Consider the following 16,162-nt stretch of genomic DNA (forward strand, 5'->3'; position numbering starts at 1 on the left):
AGATCCCGCTTTACTTAGTCAGGCAATGCCCAGTGCGCGTTTAACAGGCCCGAAACTGCGGCGGTGGTGTTCAGTGGCGCCATGCAGAGCCAACTTTTCCAGATGGAAAGCCGTCGGATATCCCTTATGCTGGGCGAAGCCATACTCGGGAAAAGCGTGATCCAGCGTGGTCATTTCCGCATCGCGGGACACTTTCGCCAGAATGGAGGCCGCACTGATTTCCGCAACACGGCTGTCGCCTTTAACGACGGCCATTGATGGCACCGGCAATGCAGGGCATCGGTTGCCGTCAATCAGCACGTACTCCGGAGCAATATGTAGCCCCGCCACCGCACGTTGCATCGCCAGCATCGTGGCGTGCAGAATGTTGAGTTCGTCGATTTCGTGCGGCTCCGCACGTCCAAGGCTCCAGCTTAATGCCTTCTCTTTGATTTCAACGAACAGCGCCAGACGGCGCTTTTCACTCAGTTTTTTGGAGTCGTTCAGACCGATAATAGGGTTTGCCGGATCGAGGATCACCGCCGCCGTGACGACTGCGCCCACCAACGGGCCACGCCCCACTTCGTCAACACCCGCCACCAGATGGGTGTGCGGATAGGTAAATATGTCTGTCATTGTGCCAGCTCCAGCACCGCGTCGGCTGCCTGCTCATCGGCATTGCAGCGGATCTGCTGATGCAGTTCGCGGAAAGTATCGTGCATCGCGTGGCTGGTTTTCCCATCGGCCAGTAACGGTCGCAGCGCTTGCGCAAGCATTTCTGGCTGACACTCATCCTGCAACAGTTCTTTGACCAGCTCCCGGCCTGCCAACAGATTAGGCAGCGACACGTAGTCGGTTTTCACCAACCGCTTCGCAAGCCAGAAAGTGAACGGCTTCATGCGATAACCTACCACCATCGGGCATTTTGCCAGCATGCATTCAAGCGCCGCCGTGCCAGAGGCAAGCAGTGCGGCATCACTGGCAACCATGGCTTCGCGTCCCATGCCATTCAGCATATGGACATTCAGATCCGGGGTGACTTCCGCTTTAATGCGTTCAAACTGCTCGCGACGCTTGCTATTCACCAGCGGCACGACAACTTCCAGGTCCGGATAATGCTGGCGCAGCAATTGTGCTGTTTTCAGGAAATCAGCACTGAGCATTTCCACTTCCGCACCACGACTGCCCGGTAACAGCGCCAGACAATGGACATCATGGGCGATACCCAGCGTGTCTCTGGCGGCGTTTTTATCAGGATCCAGCGGCATGGCATCAGCCATGGTGTGGCCGATAAAGCGGCAAGGCACATTGAATCGGTCATAAAACGCTTTTTCGAAAGGCAGAAACGCAAGCACCATATCGGTAGCTCTGCCAATTTTGAAAACACGTTTCTGTCGCCATGCCCAAACGGACGGGCTGACGTAATGAATGGTTTTTATACCCTTCTTTTTCAGATTCCCTTCAAGGGTAATGTTGAAATCAGGGGCATCGATGCCGACGAAAACGTCAGGTTGGAGTTCGGTAAAACGGCGGGTTAAGTCAGCACGAATATGCAGCAAACGACGCAGGCGACCGAGGACTTCGACAATCCCCATCACTGCCAGTTCTTCCATTTCATACCAGGCTTCGCAGCCTTCAGCCTGCATCAGTGGGCCAGCCACACCGACGAATCGGGCGTTCGGCACGCGTGCTTTCAGCGCACGAATCAGACCTGCACCAAGAATATCGCCGGAGGTTTCTCCGGCGACCAGGGCAATCGTTAGCGGACGTTCAGCCATTAACGAATCAGACCACGCGTAGAGCGTTCGAAGAAGTCATAGAAGGCTTTCACTTCAGGATGTTTCTCTGCAAGTTCAGCGATTTCCGGTTTAGCTTCTTCCAGCGTTTTACCGCTGCGGTAGAGCACTTTATACGCATTGCGAATCGCAATCAGCGCTTCTCTGCTGAAACCGCGGCGCTTCAACCCTTCGATGTTTACACCGTAAGGGGTGGCGTGGTTGCCCTGCGCGATAACGTACGGAGGGACGTCCTGGGCAACGCCAGAACAGCCACCGACCATCACGTGTGCACCAATGATGCAGAACTGATGGACAGCCGTCATACCGCCGATAATCACGAAGTCGTCCAGTGATACGTGACCCGCCAACGTTGCGTTGTTGGCGAGAATGCAGCGGTCACCGACAGTACAATCATGCGCCACGTGAGCGTTGATCATCATCAGGTTGTCGCTGCCTACCTTCGTCAATCCACCGCCCTGTACTGTGCCACGATGAATGGTGACGCTTTCGCGGATGCGGTTGCGATCGCCAATCTCCACACGAGTCGGTTCGCCAGCGTATTTGAGATCCTGGTTAACTTCCCCGATGGAAGCAAACTGATAAATTTCATTGTCGCGGCCAATGGTCGTATGACCATTAACCACAACATGAGACTTCAGTACGGTCCCTTCGCCAATACTGACGTTAGGTCCAACAATACAAAACGGACCAATGTGAGCGTTAGCACCGATAACGGCGCCTTCTTCCACAATGGCGGTAGGATGGATAAAGGCAGTTTTATCAATCACGTATTAGGCCTCCCGGCTGCGCGCGCACATCATAGTCGCTTCGCAAACAACTTTACCGTCAACCATTGCCACGCCTTTGAAGCGGGTCAGGCCACGGCGAGTTTTCTCAAAGGTAACTTCCATGATCATCTGATCACCAGGCACAACTGGCCGCTTGAAGCGTGCTTCGTCGATACCTGCGAAGTAGTAGAGTTCACCCGGTTCCAGTTTACCCACGCTCTTAAATGCCAGAATGCCTGTGGCCTGAGCCATGGCTTCCAGAATCAACACGCCTGGGAAAATGGGCTTGCCCGGAAAATGCCCCTGGAAAAACGGTTCATTCACGGTGACGTTTTTAACTGCGCGCAGAAAACGACCTTCTTCAAAGTCCAGCACGCGATCAACCAGTAAAAACGGGTAGCGGTGTGGCAGAAGTTCCAGAATCTCTTCAATGTGCAGAGTATGAGTGTCAGTAGTCAAAATACTCTTCCTGTCTAAATATACTTAAATGCAATAATAACACGGCCTGCCAGATTATAAGAAATCAGACAGGCCGGGAAGGTTGGCGCTTAGGATGAAACGTCAGTCTTGTTGGCTGGCTTTACGCTCGAGTGCTTTGAGACGTTTGCTCATGCCATCAATATTCATCACCAGTGCAGCAGTTTTACGCCATGCCTTATTCGGCTGTAGCGGAATGCCAGAGGAGTATACACCAGGCTCGGTGATCGGACGCATAACCATACCCATTCCAGTCACGGTGACTTTGTCACAGATTTCCATATGGCCATTGATTACACTCGCACCACCAATCATGCAGTAACGGCCAATTTTCAGGCTGCCCGCGAGGATAACGCCACCTGCAATGGCGGTATTGTCACCAATGATCACGTTATGCGCAATCTGACACTGGTTATCAATGATAACGCCATTGCCGATCACGGTATCATCAAGTGCACCACGATCGATGGTGGTACAGGCGCCAATCTCTACACGATCGCCAATAATGACACGACCCAATTGAGGGATCTTCACCCAATTACCACGATCGTTAGCGTATCCAAAACCATCAGAACCGATAACCGTACTGGACTGGATCAGGCAATTTTCACCGATCTCAATCTCATGGTAAACGGAAACGTTCGCCCACAGGCGAGTTCCGGCACCGATCGTCGTATTTTTACCAACGAAACAACCTGCGCCAATACGCACATTATCACCAAGAACGACATCGGATTCGATAACGGCATTCGCGCCAATTGAAACGTTCTGCCCCAGTTTTGCCGTGGCATCAACCACCGCACTGGGTGCAATATCCTGCGCCGGCTGTGGCGTGGAATCGAGAATTTGGGCCATACGGGCATAGGTCAGGTAGGGATTCTTCACTACCAATGCCGCGCTTTTGGCAAAAGGCAAATCGTCCGCCGTCATCACAACAGCAGATGCCTGGCATGCGGCCAGGTGTTCACGGTATTTAGGATTTACCATGAACGTAATTTGGCCTGTTTTAGCCGATTGCATGGACGCAACAGCGGTGATGACGAGATCGCCATCACCGTGTAATTCTGCATCCAACTGCTGAGCTAAATCAGCCAGTCGAATTGAAGGCATTACTTATTTAACCTGTTTCAGCACATCAGCGGTGATGTCTTTAACGTCACTGCTGTTGTAAGCAACGGTATTGGCGTCAACAACCAGATCAATTTTCTGGTCAGCCGCTACGCTCTTCACTGCAGCCTGGATACGAGTAACCAGCTTGCCGCGCTCTTCGTTAGAACGACGTGAACGATCCTGCTCGAAAGCCTGAGCTTTCTGAGAGAATGCCTGGCGCTGAGTCATGATGTCTTTTTCCATCTTGCTGCGATCGCTAGCTTTCATGGTAGAGCCATCACGCTGCAGACGCTGCATTTTGCTCTGCAGATCAGATTCCTGACGCTGCAATTCGCTGGCGCGGCCTTTGAATTCGTTCTCCAGAGTCGCGGAAACACCCGTTTTCTGCGCAACCTGCTGGAACAAAGTACCCATGTTAACAATTGCAATAGTATCTGCAGCTTGTGCAGATGCTGCCATTGCCAAACCCAGACCTGCAGCTAATAACCACTTTTTCACAATAAAACTCCTTACCATCCTAAGAGTGCCCGGAGGCACCGTTCTTTGCGAAGTCATGCAACCACGCGAGTGATCGTCAGATGTCATCGCTACACAGCACTAGCATTCCTTTGCACAAAACAATTACCAGGTTTTACCAATGTTAAACTGGAACTGTTCTGCTTTGTCTCCATCGTACTTTTTAAACGGTTGGGCGTAGGAGAAGACCAACGGCCCCAATGGCGACATCCATTGTAATGCGATACCTGCAGACATACGGATATTGCCCGGGTCGCCATAATCAGGCACCCCTGCGGCTTGCATCTGCGCGGTGTTTTCCCAGTTTGTATCCCAGACAGTACCGGCATCCCAGAAGACAGAAGTACGTACTGAGTTAGCATATTTATCGCTGATAAACGGCGTTGGAACAATCAACTCGGCACTGGCAACAGCCATGGCGTTACCACCGACTGCATCGTCTGACTTACAGACGCCAGTAGCAGTGCTTCCGCAGTTATCCTGGTTCGGACCGTAGTAAACCGCTTTAGGACCGATGTTGTTCGACTGGAAACCACGTACCGTGCTTGAACCACCGGCATAGAAGTTTTCATAGAACGGAAGCTCTTTCCCGCCTAAGCCATCACCGTAACCCCAACGCGTACGACCTAACAAGACCCACTTATGATCGTTATCCAGTGGGAAGTAGGACGCGGTATCCAGCGTGACTTTATAGAATTCATTATCAGAACCCGGAATCGTCACTTTACCGTTCAGGTTGACGCGCGAACCGTCCGTTGGGAAGAACCCACGGTCAAGTTTGTTATACGTCCAACCATAGTTGAAGGTGAAGTCATCTGCAGAGAATCCGTTTTCGTTACCCGTCGTGCTTGTTCCCTGACCGATAGAATCCAGGTAACGGTTCATCGCCACCTGCGGCTGCATGTTGGACAGGTCGTTATGCACATAACCTAAGCCCGCACGTAGCGTGTTGTATTCGTTAACCGGGAAGCCAAGCGTACCGTCAAGACCATAGCTCTTGTTGGTATACGAGGAGAGGTCAGCATCATCGGCTTTAAAGTCATTATAGAAGATACGACCGCCGAGACTCACACCATCCACCGTAAAGTACGGGTTAGTGACAGAGAACTCAGAATAGGTCTGATAATCGTTCTTCGTGCCGTTGATACCAACAGAATAGCCTGTACCCAGCCAGTTATCCTGCTGGACACCGACCTGGAAACTGATACCACTTTCGGTGCCGTAACCCACACCGAAGTTGAAGCTACCGGTGTTACGTTCTTTAACCTTGTAGACCACATCAACCTGATCCGGGCTGCCCGGTACACGTTGGGTATCTACGTCAACGGTTTCAAAGTAACCAAGACGGTTCAGACGATCTTTACCTGAATCGACCAGATCGCTACCGAGCCATGCGCCTTCCATCTGACGCATTTCGCGACGCAGAACGGCATCTTTGGAGGTATCGTTTCCTTCAAAACGGATCTTACGCACGTAGTAACGGTTACCCGCATCCACGCTCACGTGAAGCTTCACGGTTTTGTCAGTATCGTTAATTTCAGGCTGGGACTGTACGCGTGGATAAGCGTAACCGTAGCGACCGAGAAGTTTCTTAATGTTATCTTCCATTTTGGTCACTTTGGCGCCGTTATAGAGCTCGCCTGGCTCTATTTTGGTCAGGCTTTCGATCTCCGCAGAGTGGCCCGCCAGGTTTCCGCTCACCTCAACGCCCGACAGCTTGTACTGCTCGCCTTCGGTAATGTTAACGGTGATGTAGATACCTTTTTTATCCGGCGTCAGGCTGACCTGCGTGGAATCGATATTGAAACGCGCATAGCCGCGATCCAGATAGTAGCTACGCAGAGTTTCAAGGTCACCCGCCAGCTTCTGTTTCTGGTATTTACGATCGCCGACCACGTTCCACCACGGCACTTCGTCGCGCAGCTGGAAGTTGGAGATCAGTTCATCGGTACTGAACGCATGGTTACCGACGATGTTGATCTGTTGAATTTTGGCAGACACGCCTTCCTGGAAGACCAGTTTGAGGTCAACACGGTTACGCGGCAGCGGAGTGACAACGGCTTTTACGCTCGCGCTGTACTTACCGACGCTGTAATAGAAGTCTTCCAGTCCCTTCTCGATATCACCGAGAGTGGTACGGTCGAGAGATTCGCCAACACGTACGCCAGAGGCTTCGAGGTTCTGTTTGAGCATGTCATCTTTCACCGATTTATTACCGGAGAAAGTGATGCTGGCAATCGTTGGGCGCTCTTTAACCTGCACCAACAACGTATCCCCATCACGCAGAACACGAACATCCTCGAAGTTGCCAGTGGCAAACAACGCACGGATGGTGTTACTGATGTCATCATCAGTAACCGTATCGCCAGGACGAACTGGCATGCTGAGGAGGGCCGCACCAACAGCGACTCGCTGCAAGCCTTCGAAATGAATATCCTTCACTACGAATCCGTCAGCCCCGTATACGGTCGCGCTGCCGAACAGCAGCGACGCTATGAGCAACTTTTTCATCGCCATCGTTATTATGCGTTCTTCCTAACACTCTCTCTACAACCGAGAGAAATCATTGAAAAGTGCAAGCCCCATTAACAGCATCAGCAATATTGAGCCAATGCGATAACTAAAGTCTTGAACTCGCTCGGATACCGGTCCGCCCTTCAGCTTTTCAATCGCCAAAAAGAGCAGATGACCCCCGTCTAAAACGGGAAGCGGGAACAGGTTGATAATGCCCAGATTCACACTGATGAGCGCAAGAAACATCAGATAGTAAATCAACCCAAACTCCGCTGACATCCCAGCCCCCTGAGCAATCGAAATTGGCCCACTGAGGTTGTTCAGTTTTACGTCACCGGTTATCAATTTCCCCAGCATCTGAACCGTTAACTTCATCAATTGCCAGGTTTTATCCGTGGCTTGAATGATGGCGGCGAACGGCCCGTACTGGCGCACTGTCTTGTATTCATCGGGCAACGGGATAATTTTTGGAACCACTCCCGCAAACCCTTCAGCTTTCCCTTTGCCGGGTTTTGTATCTGGTATCAGCGTTAAAGACAAGGCACTTCCCTGTCTATCAATCTCGAGGCGCAATGGCTTGCCGGGATTGTCGCGCACCTGAGTGACAAATGTCATCCACTGCGTGAGTGGCTGACCATCGACTTTAACGATCCTGTCGCCAGCTTGCAAACCTGCTTTACGTGCAGCCGAGTCAATTTGCACTTCAGCCAACACGGTTTCGACTTGCGCCCCACGCGGACGAATCCCCAGTGACGCAACGGGATCCTCTTTGTCAGGCTCGAAGGCCCAGTGACGCAAATTGAGAATTTTGTCCTGACGCTGTTGCGTGCCGAAAGGCGCAACCGTAAGCGTCGTTTGCTCATCACCGATTTTGGTCACCAGCGCCAGACGAACTGCATCCCAATCAGGCGTTTCGATACCATCTACGGCTTTAAGTTCCGTTCCTGGTGCAATTTGTGCTTCGGATGCAATCGAGTTGGGCGTTATTTCACCAACAACGGGCCGCACGCCAGGGACGCCGATGATAAACACCAGCCAGTAGGCGAAGATAGCAAAAAGAAAATTCGCAACCGGACCGGCCGCAATGATCGCGGCGCGCTGGCCGACGGTTTTGTTGTTGAAGGCGTAGTGACGCATTTCCGGTGCAACCGGTTCAACGCGTTCATCCAGCATTTTGACATAACCGCCCAGAGGGATGAGGGCGATGACATATTCAGTACCCTGACGGTCAACACGACGCCAGAGCGCTTTGCCAAAACCAATGGAAAAGCGCTCTACACGTACGCCGCAGCGACGAGCAACCCAGAAATGACCAAATTCATGCACGGTGATTAATACACCCAGTGCAACAATGAATGCAGCCAAATTCCAGAGAATGCTCAGCATAAAACCTTCCGTCAAATCGTCCTGAAGACTAAAAGTAGCAGGCAAGCAAAGACCGGAACGGCTGCCGTCAGGCTGTCAATTCGGTCGAGGATCCCACCATGCCCGGGAATCAAATTCCCGCTGTCCTTAATGCCTGCTTCACGCTTGAACATGCTTTCGGTTAAATCACCGAGAACCGACGCTAAAGCGGCAATCAATGAGCAAATCAGCAGTGTTGCAGGTGGAACATCAAGGTTCACACACAGGCCATAAATCCATGAAATCACAGCCGCCGTGAACAATCCACCAATAAAGCCTTGCCAGGTCTTGCCCGGAGACACTTTCGGCGCAAGCTTGTGCTTACCGAACAGTTTTCCAAACATATAAGCACCTGAATCTGCGCCCCAAACCAGGATCATGACATAGAGCAGCCAAACCGCACCGCTGTAATGATTCTCATCATAATGCCAGGCACGCAGAGCCAGCATTCCCCAGAAGAAAGGGATAATGGTCAACAGACCAAACACCAGACGCAGCGTTTTAGAGTGACGCCACAGCGCGGCAGAACCCGGATAAAACAGGACCAGCAACAGCGCCACAATCCACCACCCCATCGAGGCCCAAAGGGCGCCTTCCACCAACGGTTGATGGACGTTGTGATGATATTCCGGCAGCAAAAAGAGCATTGCGGCGAGAATCAATCCGCAAAGCACCGCCAGCCATACTCGCTGTGAACGAGTGTTAAAACCGCTGAATTGTCCCCATTCCCAGGCCGCTACCATGCACACCACTAAAGTGACAATAGCAAAGCCGGCTGGCGGCAACAGAAACAGTGCCGCTATTACAACGGGTATTAAAACGAAAGCAGAGATCAGGCGATACTTCAGCAAGAGCTACCCCCATCAGGCTTTGTCGCCACCAGGCTCGGTGCCGCCGAAACGACGCTCTCGATTGGCAAAAGCATGCAGCGCACCTTCAAAGTCTTGTTCATCGAAATCGGGCCAGAGAACATCTGTAAAGTAAAGTTCGGCGTAGGCAATTTGCCAAAGCAAAAAGTTACTAATGCGATGCTCTCCCCCTGTCCTAATTACTAAATCTACGGGAGCCAGTTCATGCATGCAGATTTGCTGACCCAACAAATCCTCTGTGATTTCATCAGGACGAAGGTGCCCTTCCTGAACCTGTGCAGCCAGATGCTGAACTCCCTGGATAATGTCCCAGCGGCCACCATAATTCGCGGCAATATTTAGCGTCAGCCCGGTATTATCCTGGGTCAACGTCTCTGCCTTGCGAATACGCTCCTGTAAACGGGCGTTAAAACGGTGGGTATCACCGATAATACGTAAGCGTACGTTATGTCTGTGCAGGCTTTTCACTTCACTATCAAGCGCCCAGACAAACAGTTCCATCAGCGCGCTGACTTCCTGCTCGGGGCGGTTCCAGTTTTCACTGCTAAAAGCGTAAAGCGTTAACGCCTCAATACCATTATTTGCAGCAAAAGAGACGGCACGGCGCACCGATTTTGCCCCGGCTTTATGACCGAAGGCACGGATCTTGCCTTGTCTCTTCGCCCAGCGACCATTGCCATCCATAATAATAGCCACATGATGACAGCCGTGGGCAGGCAGGTTCTCGCTGATTGATTGGTTAACAGACAACATAACGCGTTATTAGTCCATGAAAAGGAATTAGCGGTACCGGAATACAGACGCTTAGCGCAAAAAAGCCGTGCAAATCCACGGCTCACTCGATAACACTTTGTCGTTACAGCGTTATCGAGTGGCGCAGACTATAACACTGAAGCCCAGCGCTAACAAATGATGCCGCATCCGTTGGATGGATAATCATCAGCTTGCGAGGCGCATCACCTGTTGGCTTGCCGCATTTCTGGCACGAGCATCGACGTCCATCACCTCATCAACGCAAGCAGGTTCTTGCAGACTTAAGGTATCCAGGACGGCGAGGTTCACGGCGGCGATATCCGTAAAGCGGATCTTCGACGTCAGAAATGCTTCAACGCTCACCTCGTTCGCCGCGTTCAACGCTGTCGTCGCCGCCTGCCCTTGATCAAAGGCATCCATCGCCAATTTCAGGCATGGGTAGCGCTCATAATCAGGAGCCGCAAATGACAACTCACTCAGCGCATAGAAATCCAGCGGTTTAACACCCGATTCCACGCGGTTTGGCCATGCCATTGTATGGGCAATCGGCGTACGCATATCAGGTTCGCCCAATTGTGCCAACACACTGCCATCACGGTAGCGAACCATCGAGTGGATAACAGACTGCGGATGGATAATGACTTCCATCTGTTTTGCCGATGCGTTAAACAGCCAACGTGCTTCTATGTATTCCAGACCTTTGTTCATCATGGTGGCAGAGTCGACGGAGATTTTACGTCCCATCGACCAGTTCGGATGACGACAAGCTTGATCTGGCGTCATATCGCGCAGCTCAGGCAGAGGCGTTTCGCGGAACGGGCCACCCGATCCGGTAAGCAGAATCGACGATACGCCATTCTGCTCAAGGGAAGCGTAACCTAGCTGATTTTGAATTGTTTCCGGTAAACTCTGAAAAATCGCGTTATGTTCACTGTCTACGGGCAGCAGACGCGCCCCGCTCTCTTTCACCGCCTCCATGAACAAGCGTCCACAGGTCACCAGCGACTCTTTATTGGCCAGCAGAATGGTTTTCCCGGCCCGAATCGCCGCGAGCGTCGGCATCAGCCCCGCCGCCCCTACAATCGCCGCCATGACGTGCTCAACATCATCCATCGCAGCCACGTCGCAGGCCGCCTGCTGCCCACTCAGAACTTCCGTCTGGCTCCCGTGCTGGCGCAGCGCGACAATCAATGCGGCCGCGCTCTGCGCATCATCCATTACGGCATATTGCGGGGAGAACTCCAGGCATTGTTCGACCATACGGTCGACGTTTTTCCCTGCCACCAGCGCGGTCACGGAGAAAAGGTCACGATTGTGACGCACCACGTCCAGCGTGCTGCAGCCAATGGAGCCCGTGGAGCCCAGAACGGTTAAATGCTTCATGAAAAATCCGAAGAAGAAAGGCTAAAAAGCAAAACGCCGCCAGCAAAACCCGGAGGTTTCCTGAACGGCGTTCATCAGATAACATCAGAAATCAGAACTGCATCAGTTCCGCTTCTTTCTCTGCCAGCGCCGCGTCGACTTTTTTGATCGCAGCATCAGTCATCTTCTGTACATCGTCCTGAGAACGACGATCATCATCTTCACTGATTTCTTTATCTTTCAGCAAAGCTTTCACTTTGTCGTTCGCATCACGCCGCACGTTACGCACGGAAACACGCGCCTGCTCCGCTTCACCACGTACGATCTTGGTCAGATCTTTACGACGTTCTTCCGTCAGTGGTGGCAGTGGAACGCGAATATCGGTGCCCGCTGAACTTGGGTTCAGACCGAGGTCAGAGGCCATGATCGCTTTCTCAACGGCTGGGCTCAGGGAGCGATCAAACACGTTGATTTTCAGGGTGCGGGAGTCTTCTACCGTCACGCTTGCCAGCTGGCGCAGCGGAGTCGGAGTACCGTAGTATTCAACAATAATACCATCGAGCAGGCTCGGAGAAGCACGACCCGTACGGATTTTGCTGATCTGGTTTTTGAATGATTCTACGCATTTTTCCATGCGTACTTCGGCATCTTTTCTGATATCGCTAATCACGTTACGAATCCTTGAAATCTTGTCTCAGGCTGACCATATAGCACCCCCGCCAATTTGCGAGTGTGCTAAGTATAGTCCGTAAAATTCTTGCCGCCGAAAACGGCAGGCTTGCAACAAAGGCAATAATGAAGCGGAATCTTACCTTTATTTGCAGGATACGGAAATTATTCCGTAATCAATGTGCCTTCTTGCTCGCCCATAACCACGCGACGCAATGCGCCCGGTTTGTTCATGTTGAAGACACGAATAGGCAGTTTATGGTCACGAGCCAGCGTGAACGCGGCAAGATCCATGACTTTCAGCTCTTTATCCAACACTTCGGTGTAGGACAACTGCTCGTACATGGTCGCAGTCGGATCTTTTGCCGGGTCAGCGGTAAACACGCCGTCCACTTTGGTGGCTTTCAGCACCACATCGGCTTCGATTTCAATCCCGCGCAAACATGCAGCGGAATCGGTGGTAAAGAATGGGTTGCCGGTACCGGCGGAGAGGATCACCACGCGGTTATTACGCAGTAAGCTAATCGCTTCTGCCCAGCTGTAGTTATCACACACACCATTCAATGGAATGGCGGACATCAGGCGAGCATTCACATAGGCGCGGTGCAGTGCATCACGCATTGCCAGGCCGTTCATGACCGTTGCCAGCATGCCCATGTGGTCGCCCACAACGCGGTTCATACCCGCTTTTGCCAGGCCCGCACCACGGAAAAGGTTACCACCACCAATCACCACACCGACCTGGATGCCCAGTTCGACCAGTTCTTTAATTTCCTGCGCCATACGGTCGAGAATGCTGGCGTCGATACCGAAGCCTTCAGTTCCCTGCAGTGCTTCGCCACTGAGCTTCAGCAGAATGCGTTTGTAGACGGGTTTTGCATTGGTAGCCATATTTCTTTCCTGGGACTGTCAACGTTTGAGATGAGTAAATGTCTCGCGACAAGATAAGTCGCTTATCAGTGCAAGCCTATAGGAACCTGACTGATTTTCACTTGATGAGGCTCAAAAAGAAGCCGCCCTCAGGCGGCTCCTTTAAGATAATTAAGACTGCTTGGACATTGCAGCAACTTCTGCTGCGAAGTCAGTCTCAACTTTCTCGATACCTTCGCCCACTTCAAAGCGGATGAAGTTAGTCACGGTCGCGTTGTTCTCTTTCAGGAACTGGCCCACAGATTTGCTTGGGTCCATAACGAAAGGCTGGCCAGTCAGAGAAACTTCGCCAGTGAATTTCTTCATGCGGCCTTCAACCATTTTCTCTGCGATTTCTTTCGGCTTGCCAGACTGCATGGCGATGTCCAGCTGTACCTGGTATTCTTTTTCTACCACGTCTGCAGACACGTCTTCTGGGTTCACGAATTCTGGCTTGCTTGCAGCAACATGCATTGCAACTTGCTTAACCAGTTCTTCGCTTGCGCCTTGAGCGGCAACCAGAACACCGATGCGAGCACCGTGCAGGTAGCTACCCAGCACGTCGCCTTCCAGGGAAGCAACACGACGGATGTTGATGTTCTCACCGATTTTAGCAACCAGCGCAACACGCTCTTCTTCGAACTGTGCTTTCAGAACGTCAATATCAGTGATTTTGCCAGCGACTGCTGCGTCCAGAACTTTGTTAGCGAAAGCCTGGAAACCACCGTCTTTAGCAACGAAGTCAGTCTGGCAGTTAACTTCCAGAATGATACCGTAGTTGCCGTTGATCTTAGTGATGATCACGCCGTCAGCAGCAACGTTGCCTGCTTTTTTAGCTGCTTTGATCGCACCAGATTTACGCATGTTTTCGATTGCCAGCTCGATGTCGCCATTGGCTTCAGTCAGTGCTTTTTTGCAATCCATCATGCCTGCGCCAGTACGCTCGCGCAGCTCTTTTACCAGGGAAGCGGTAATTTCAGCCATTCTAAAATCCTCGGAATTGTGACCGCCCGGCATTGAGCCAAACGGTCTTAAAAGTGAAAAAGGGGCCGCTAAGAGGGCCCCTATCCATACACGGTACTAATAAGGGCTTAGACCTTATTATTCAGCTTCTACGAAGCTTTCTTCCGCCTGGGAAGCCAGATCCTGAGAACGGCCTTCACGTACGGTCTGAGCAACGGCATTCAGATACAGGCTAACTGCACGGATTGCATCGTCGTTACCAGGGATAACGAAGTCAACGCCGTCTGGATCGGAGTTGGTATCAACGATAGCAAATACTGGGATACCCAGGTTGTTTGCTTCTTTGATAGCGATGTGCTCGTGGTCAGCATCAACAACAAACAGTGCGTCCGGCAGGCCGCCCATGTCTTTGATACCGCCGAGGCTGTTTTCCAGCTTGCCCAGCTCACGAGTACGCATCAGCGCTTCTTTCTTGGTCAGCTTGTCGAAGGTGCCGTCCTGAGACTGAGTTTCCAGGTCTTTCAGACGCTTGATAGACTGACGAACGGTTTTCCAGTTAGTCAGCATACCGCCCAACCAGCGATGGTTCACGAAGAACTGATCGCAGTTCAGAGCAGCTTCTTTTACCGCTTCGCTTGCAGCGCGCTTGGTACCAACGATAAGGATTTTACCTTTACGAGAAGAAATCTTGCCCAGTTCAGCCAGAGCTTCGTTGAACATTGGTACAGTTTTTTCAAGGTTGATGATGTGAACTTTGTTACGTGCGCCGAAGATGAAAGGCTTCATTTTCGGGTTCCAGTAACGGGTCTGGTGACCAAAGTGAACACCGGCCTTGAGCATATCGCGCATGGAAACAGTTGCCATGTTTTAAAACCTCTATATAAAAGTTGGGGTTATGCCTCCACGTATCCCATACGACCGACCCCGAAGGGCACCCCGGCGTATGTGCCGATACGTGTGTGTTATTACACAAAGTGAGATTAGTCGCTGCCAGACCGTTTCTGTGTATATCAAACGGAATGGAAGTTCGGCGCGCTTTATACCATAAATCGAGAGCAGAAACTACAAATTGCACTCAGAAACTACAATTCGTGGTCCTCAGCCAAATAGCATGTGGCACAAAAGGCAAAGGTCAGAATGATTCTCAATTTGGCACTCGGCGGCGGCGGCTGTTACCATTGTCAGCACTTACACTAGTATTGCCGATAAATCGGCCCGATGGACAGAATTCATGGCTATCTCAATCAAGACACCTGAAGAAATTGAAAAAATGCGCGTCGCTGGCCGCCTGGCTGCCGAAGTGCTGGAAATGATCGAATCGCATATCAAACCGGGCGTAAGCACTGGCGAATTGGATCGCATCTGCAACGACTATATCGTCAACGAACAGCATGCCGTTTCGGCTTGCCTCGGCTATCACGGTTTCCCGAAATCCGTGTGCATCTCTATTAATGAAGTGGTTTGTCACGGTATTCCGGATGATGGAAAACTGCTGAAAGATGGCGATATCGTCAACATCGATGTGACCGTCATTAAAGACGAGTACCACGGTGACACCTCGAAAATGTTCATCGTCGGCAAACCGACCATTCTCGGCGAACGTCTGTGCCGCGTGACACAAGAAAGCCTGTACCTTGCCCTGAAGATGGTAAAACCCGGCATTCGTCTGCGCACGCTTGGCGCGGCTATCCAGAAATTTGCCGAAGCGGAAGGTTTCTCTGTGGTGCGTGAATACTGCGGACACGGCATTGGTCGCGTGTTCCACGAAGAACCGCAGGTGCTGCATTATGATGCAGACGACGGCGGCGTTGTGTTGCAGAAAGGCATGACGTTCACCATTGAGCCAATGGTCAACTCCGGTGATTACCGCATTCGCACGATGAAAGATGGCTGGACGGTAAAAACGAAGGACAGAAGCTTGTCGGCGCAGTACGAGCATACTATTGTGGTGACAGACAACGGCTGCGAAATACTGACGTTACGCAAGGATGACACCATCCCGGCGATAATCTCGCACAACGAATGACAAGAAGCCGGCGCGAGCCGGTTTTTTTATATATGACGGGCGTCC

General features: G+C 51.7%; 16 protein-coding genes. 1 reads left to right on the forward strand and 15 read right to left on the reverse strand.

What is annotated here, in order from left to right; translation table 11 throughout:
* Window positions 1-18 precede the first annotated feature (18 nt).
* From rnhB to rpsB, 15 genes are all read right to left on the reverse strand, one after another.
* The gene (rnhB, locus tag VH187_RS02290) at window positions 19-615 is read right to left on the reverse strand and encodes a ribonuclease HII (RefSeq protein WP_329699863.1); all 597 of its coding nucleotides are present in this window, start codon (window positions 613-615) and stop codon (window positions 19-21) included.
* Entirely contained in the window at window positions 612-1,757 is a 1,146-nt protein-coding gene (gene lpxB / locus VH187_RS02295; protein WP_329699864.1) for a lipid-A-disaccharide synthase, read from the reverse strand. The genes rnhB and lpxB overlap by 4 nt, the downstream gene beginning before the upstream one ends.
* Window positions 1,757-2,545 carry an acyl-ACP--UDP-N-acetylglucosamine O-acyltransferase gene (lpxA, locus tag VH187_RS02300; protein ID WP_329699865.1) on the reverse strand — a complete coding sequence of 263 codons (789 nt, stop codon included), beginning with the start codon at window positions 2,543-2,545 and terminating at the stop codon, window positions 1,757-1,759. The genes lpxB and lpxA overlap by 1 nt, the downstream gene beginning before the upstream one ends.
* A 3-nt stretch (window positions 2,546-2,548) precedes the next feature.
* The gene (gene fabZ, locus VH187_RS02305; protein ID WP_110510849.1) at window positions 2,549-3,004 is read right to left on the reverse strand and encodes a 3-hydroxyacyl-ACP dehydratase FabZ; all 456 of its coding nucleotides are present in this window, start codon (window positions 3,002-3,004) and stop codon (window positions 2,549-2,551) included.
* Between the two features lie 102 nt (window positions 3,005-3,106).
* Entirely contained in the window at window positions 3,107-4,132 is a 1,026-nt protein-coding gene (gene lpxD / locus VH187_RS02310) for a UDP-3-O-(3-hydroxymyristoyl)glucosamine N-acyltransferase (RefSeq protein ID WP_329699866.1), read from the reverse strand.
* A gap of 3 nt (window positions 4,133-4,135) precedes the next feature.
* Entirely contained in the window at window positions 4,136-4,630 is a 495-nt protein-coding gene (gene skp, locus VH187_RS02315) for a molecular chaperone Skp (protein ID WP_329699867.1), read from the reverse strand.
* Window positions 4,631-4,753: 123 nt separating this feature from the next.
* Window positions 4,754-7,165 (reverse strand): outer membrane protein assembly factor BamA, encoded by a 2,412-nt coding sequence (bamA, locus tag VH187_RS02320; RefSeq protein WP_329699868.1) that lies wholly within the window; start codon window positions 7,163-7,165, stop codon window positions 4,754-4,756.
* Between the two features lie 30 nt (window positions 7,166-7,195).
* A complete protein-coding gene (gene rseP / locus VH187_RS02325; RefSeq protein ID WP_329699869.1) occupies window positions 7,196-8,548 on the reverse strand; it encodes a sigma E protease regulator RseP in 1,353 nt (450 codons plus the stop codon).
* Window positions 8,549-8,559: 11 nt separating this feature from the next.
* Window positions 8,560-9,417, reverse strand: a complete 858-nt coding sequence (gene cdsA, locus VH187_RS02330; RefSeq protein WP_329699870.1) for a phosphatidate cytidylyltransferase — start codon at window positions 9,415-9,417, stop codon at window positions 8,560-8,562.
* A 12-nt stretch (window positions 9,418-9,429) separates the two neighbouring features.
* Window positions 9,430-10,188: a (2E,6E)-farnesyl-diphosphate-specific ditrans,polycis-undecaprenyl-diphosphate synthase gene (ispU, locus tag VH187_RS02335; RefSeq protein WP_329699871.1), complete on the reverse strand. Its 759-nt coding sequence runs from the start codon at window positions 10,186-10,188 to the stop codon at window positions 9,430-9,432.
* Window positions 10,189-10,374: 186 nt separating this feature from the next.
* Entirely contained in the window at window positions 10,375-11,571 is a 1,197-nt protein-coding gene (gene ispC, locus VH187_RS02340; RefSeq protein ID WP_329699872.1) for a 1-deoxy-D-xylulose-5-phosphate reductoisomerase, read from the reverse strand.
* Between the two features lie 91 nt (window positions 11,572-11,662).
* Window positions 11,663-12,220: a ribosome recycling factor gene (gene frr, locus VH187_RS02345; RefSeq protein ID WP_319628112.1), complete on the reverse strand. Its 558-nt coding sequence runs from the start codon at window positions 12,218-12,220 to the stop codon at window positions 11,663-11,665.
* A gap of 164 nt (window positions 12,221-12,384) precedes the next feature.
* Window positions 12,385-13,110, reverse strand: coding sequence for a UMP kinase (gene pyrH / locus VH187_RS02350; RefSeq protein WP_329699873.1), 726 nt, complete (start codon window positions 13,108-13,110; stop codon window positions 12,385-12,387).
* A 150-nt stretch (window positions 13,111-13,260) separates the two neighbouring features.
* On the reverse strand, window positions 13,261-14,112 hold the full coding sequence (tsf, locus tag VH187_RS02355; protein WP_329699874.1) for a translation elongation factor Ts: 852 nt from the start codon (window positions 14,110-14,112) through the stop codon (window positions 13,261-13,263).
* Window positions 14,113-14,229: 117 nt separating this feature from the next.
* The gene (rpsB, locus tag VH187_RS02360; RefSeq protein ID WP_329699875.1) at window positions 14,230-14,955 is read right to left on the reverse strand and encodes a 30S ribosomal protein S2; all 726 of its coding nucleotides are present in this window, start codon (window positions 14,953-14,955) and stop codon (window positions 14,230-14,232) included.
* 367 nt (window positions 14,956-15,322) lie between these two features.
* Between rpsB and map the strand changes: the two genes are divergently transcribed.
* On the forward strand, window positions 15,323-16,117 hold the full coding sequence (gene map, locus VH187_RS02365; RefSeq protein WP_329699876.1) for a type I methionyl aminopeptidase: 795 nt from the start codon (window positions 15,323-15,325) through the stop codon (window positions 16,115-16,117).
* The last annotated feature ends 45 nt before the right edge of the window (window positions 16,118-16,162 follow it).

This window comes from Scandinavium sp. (assembly GCF_036271055.1).
In the GTDB taxonomy this organism is placed as follows: Bacteria; Pseudomonadota; Gammaproteobacteria; order Enterobacterales; family Enterobacteriaceae; genus Scandinavium.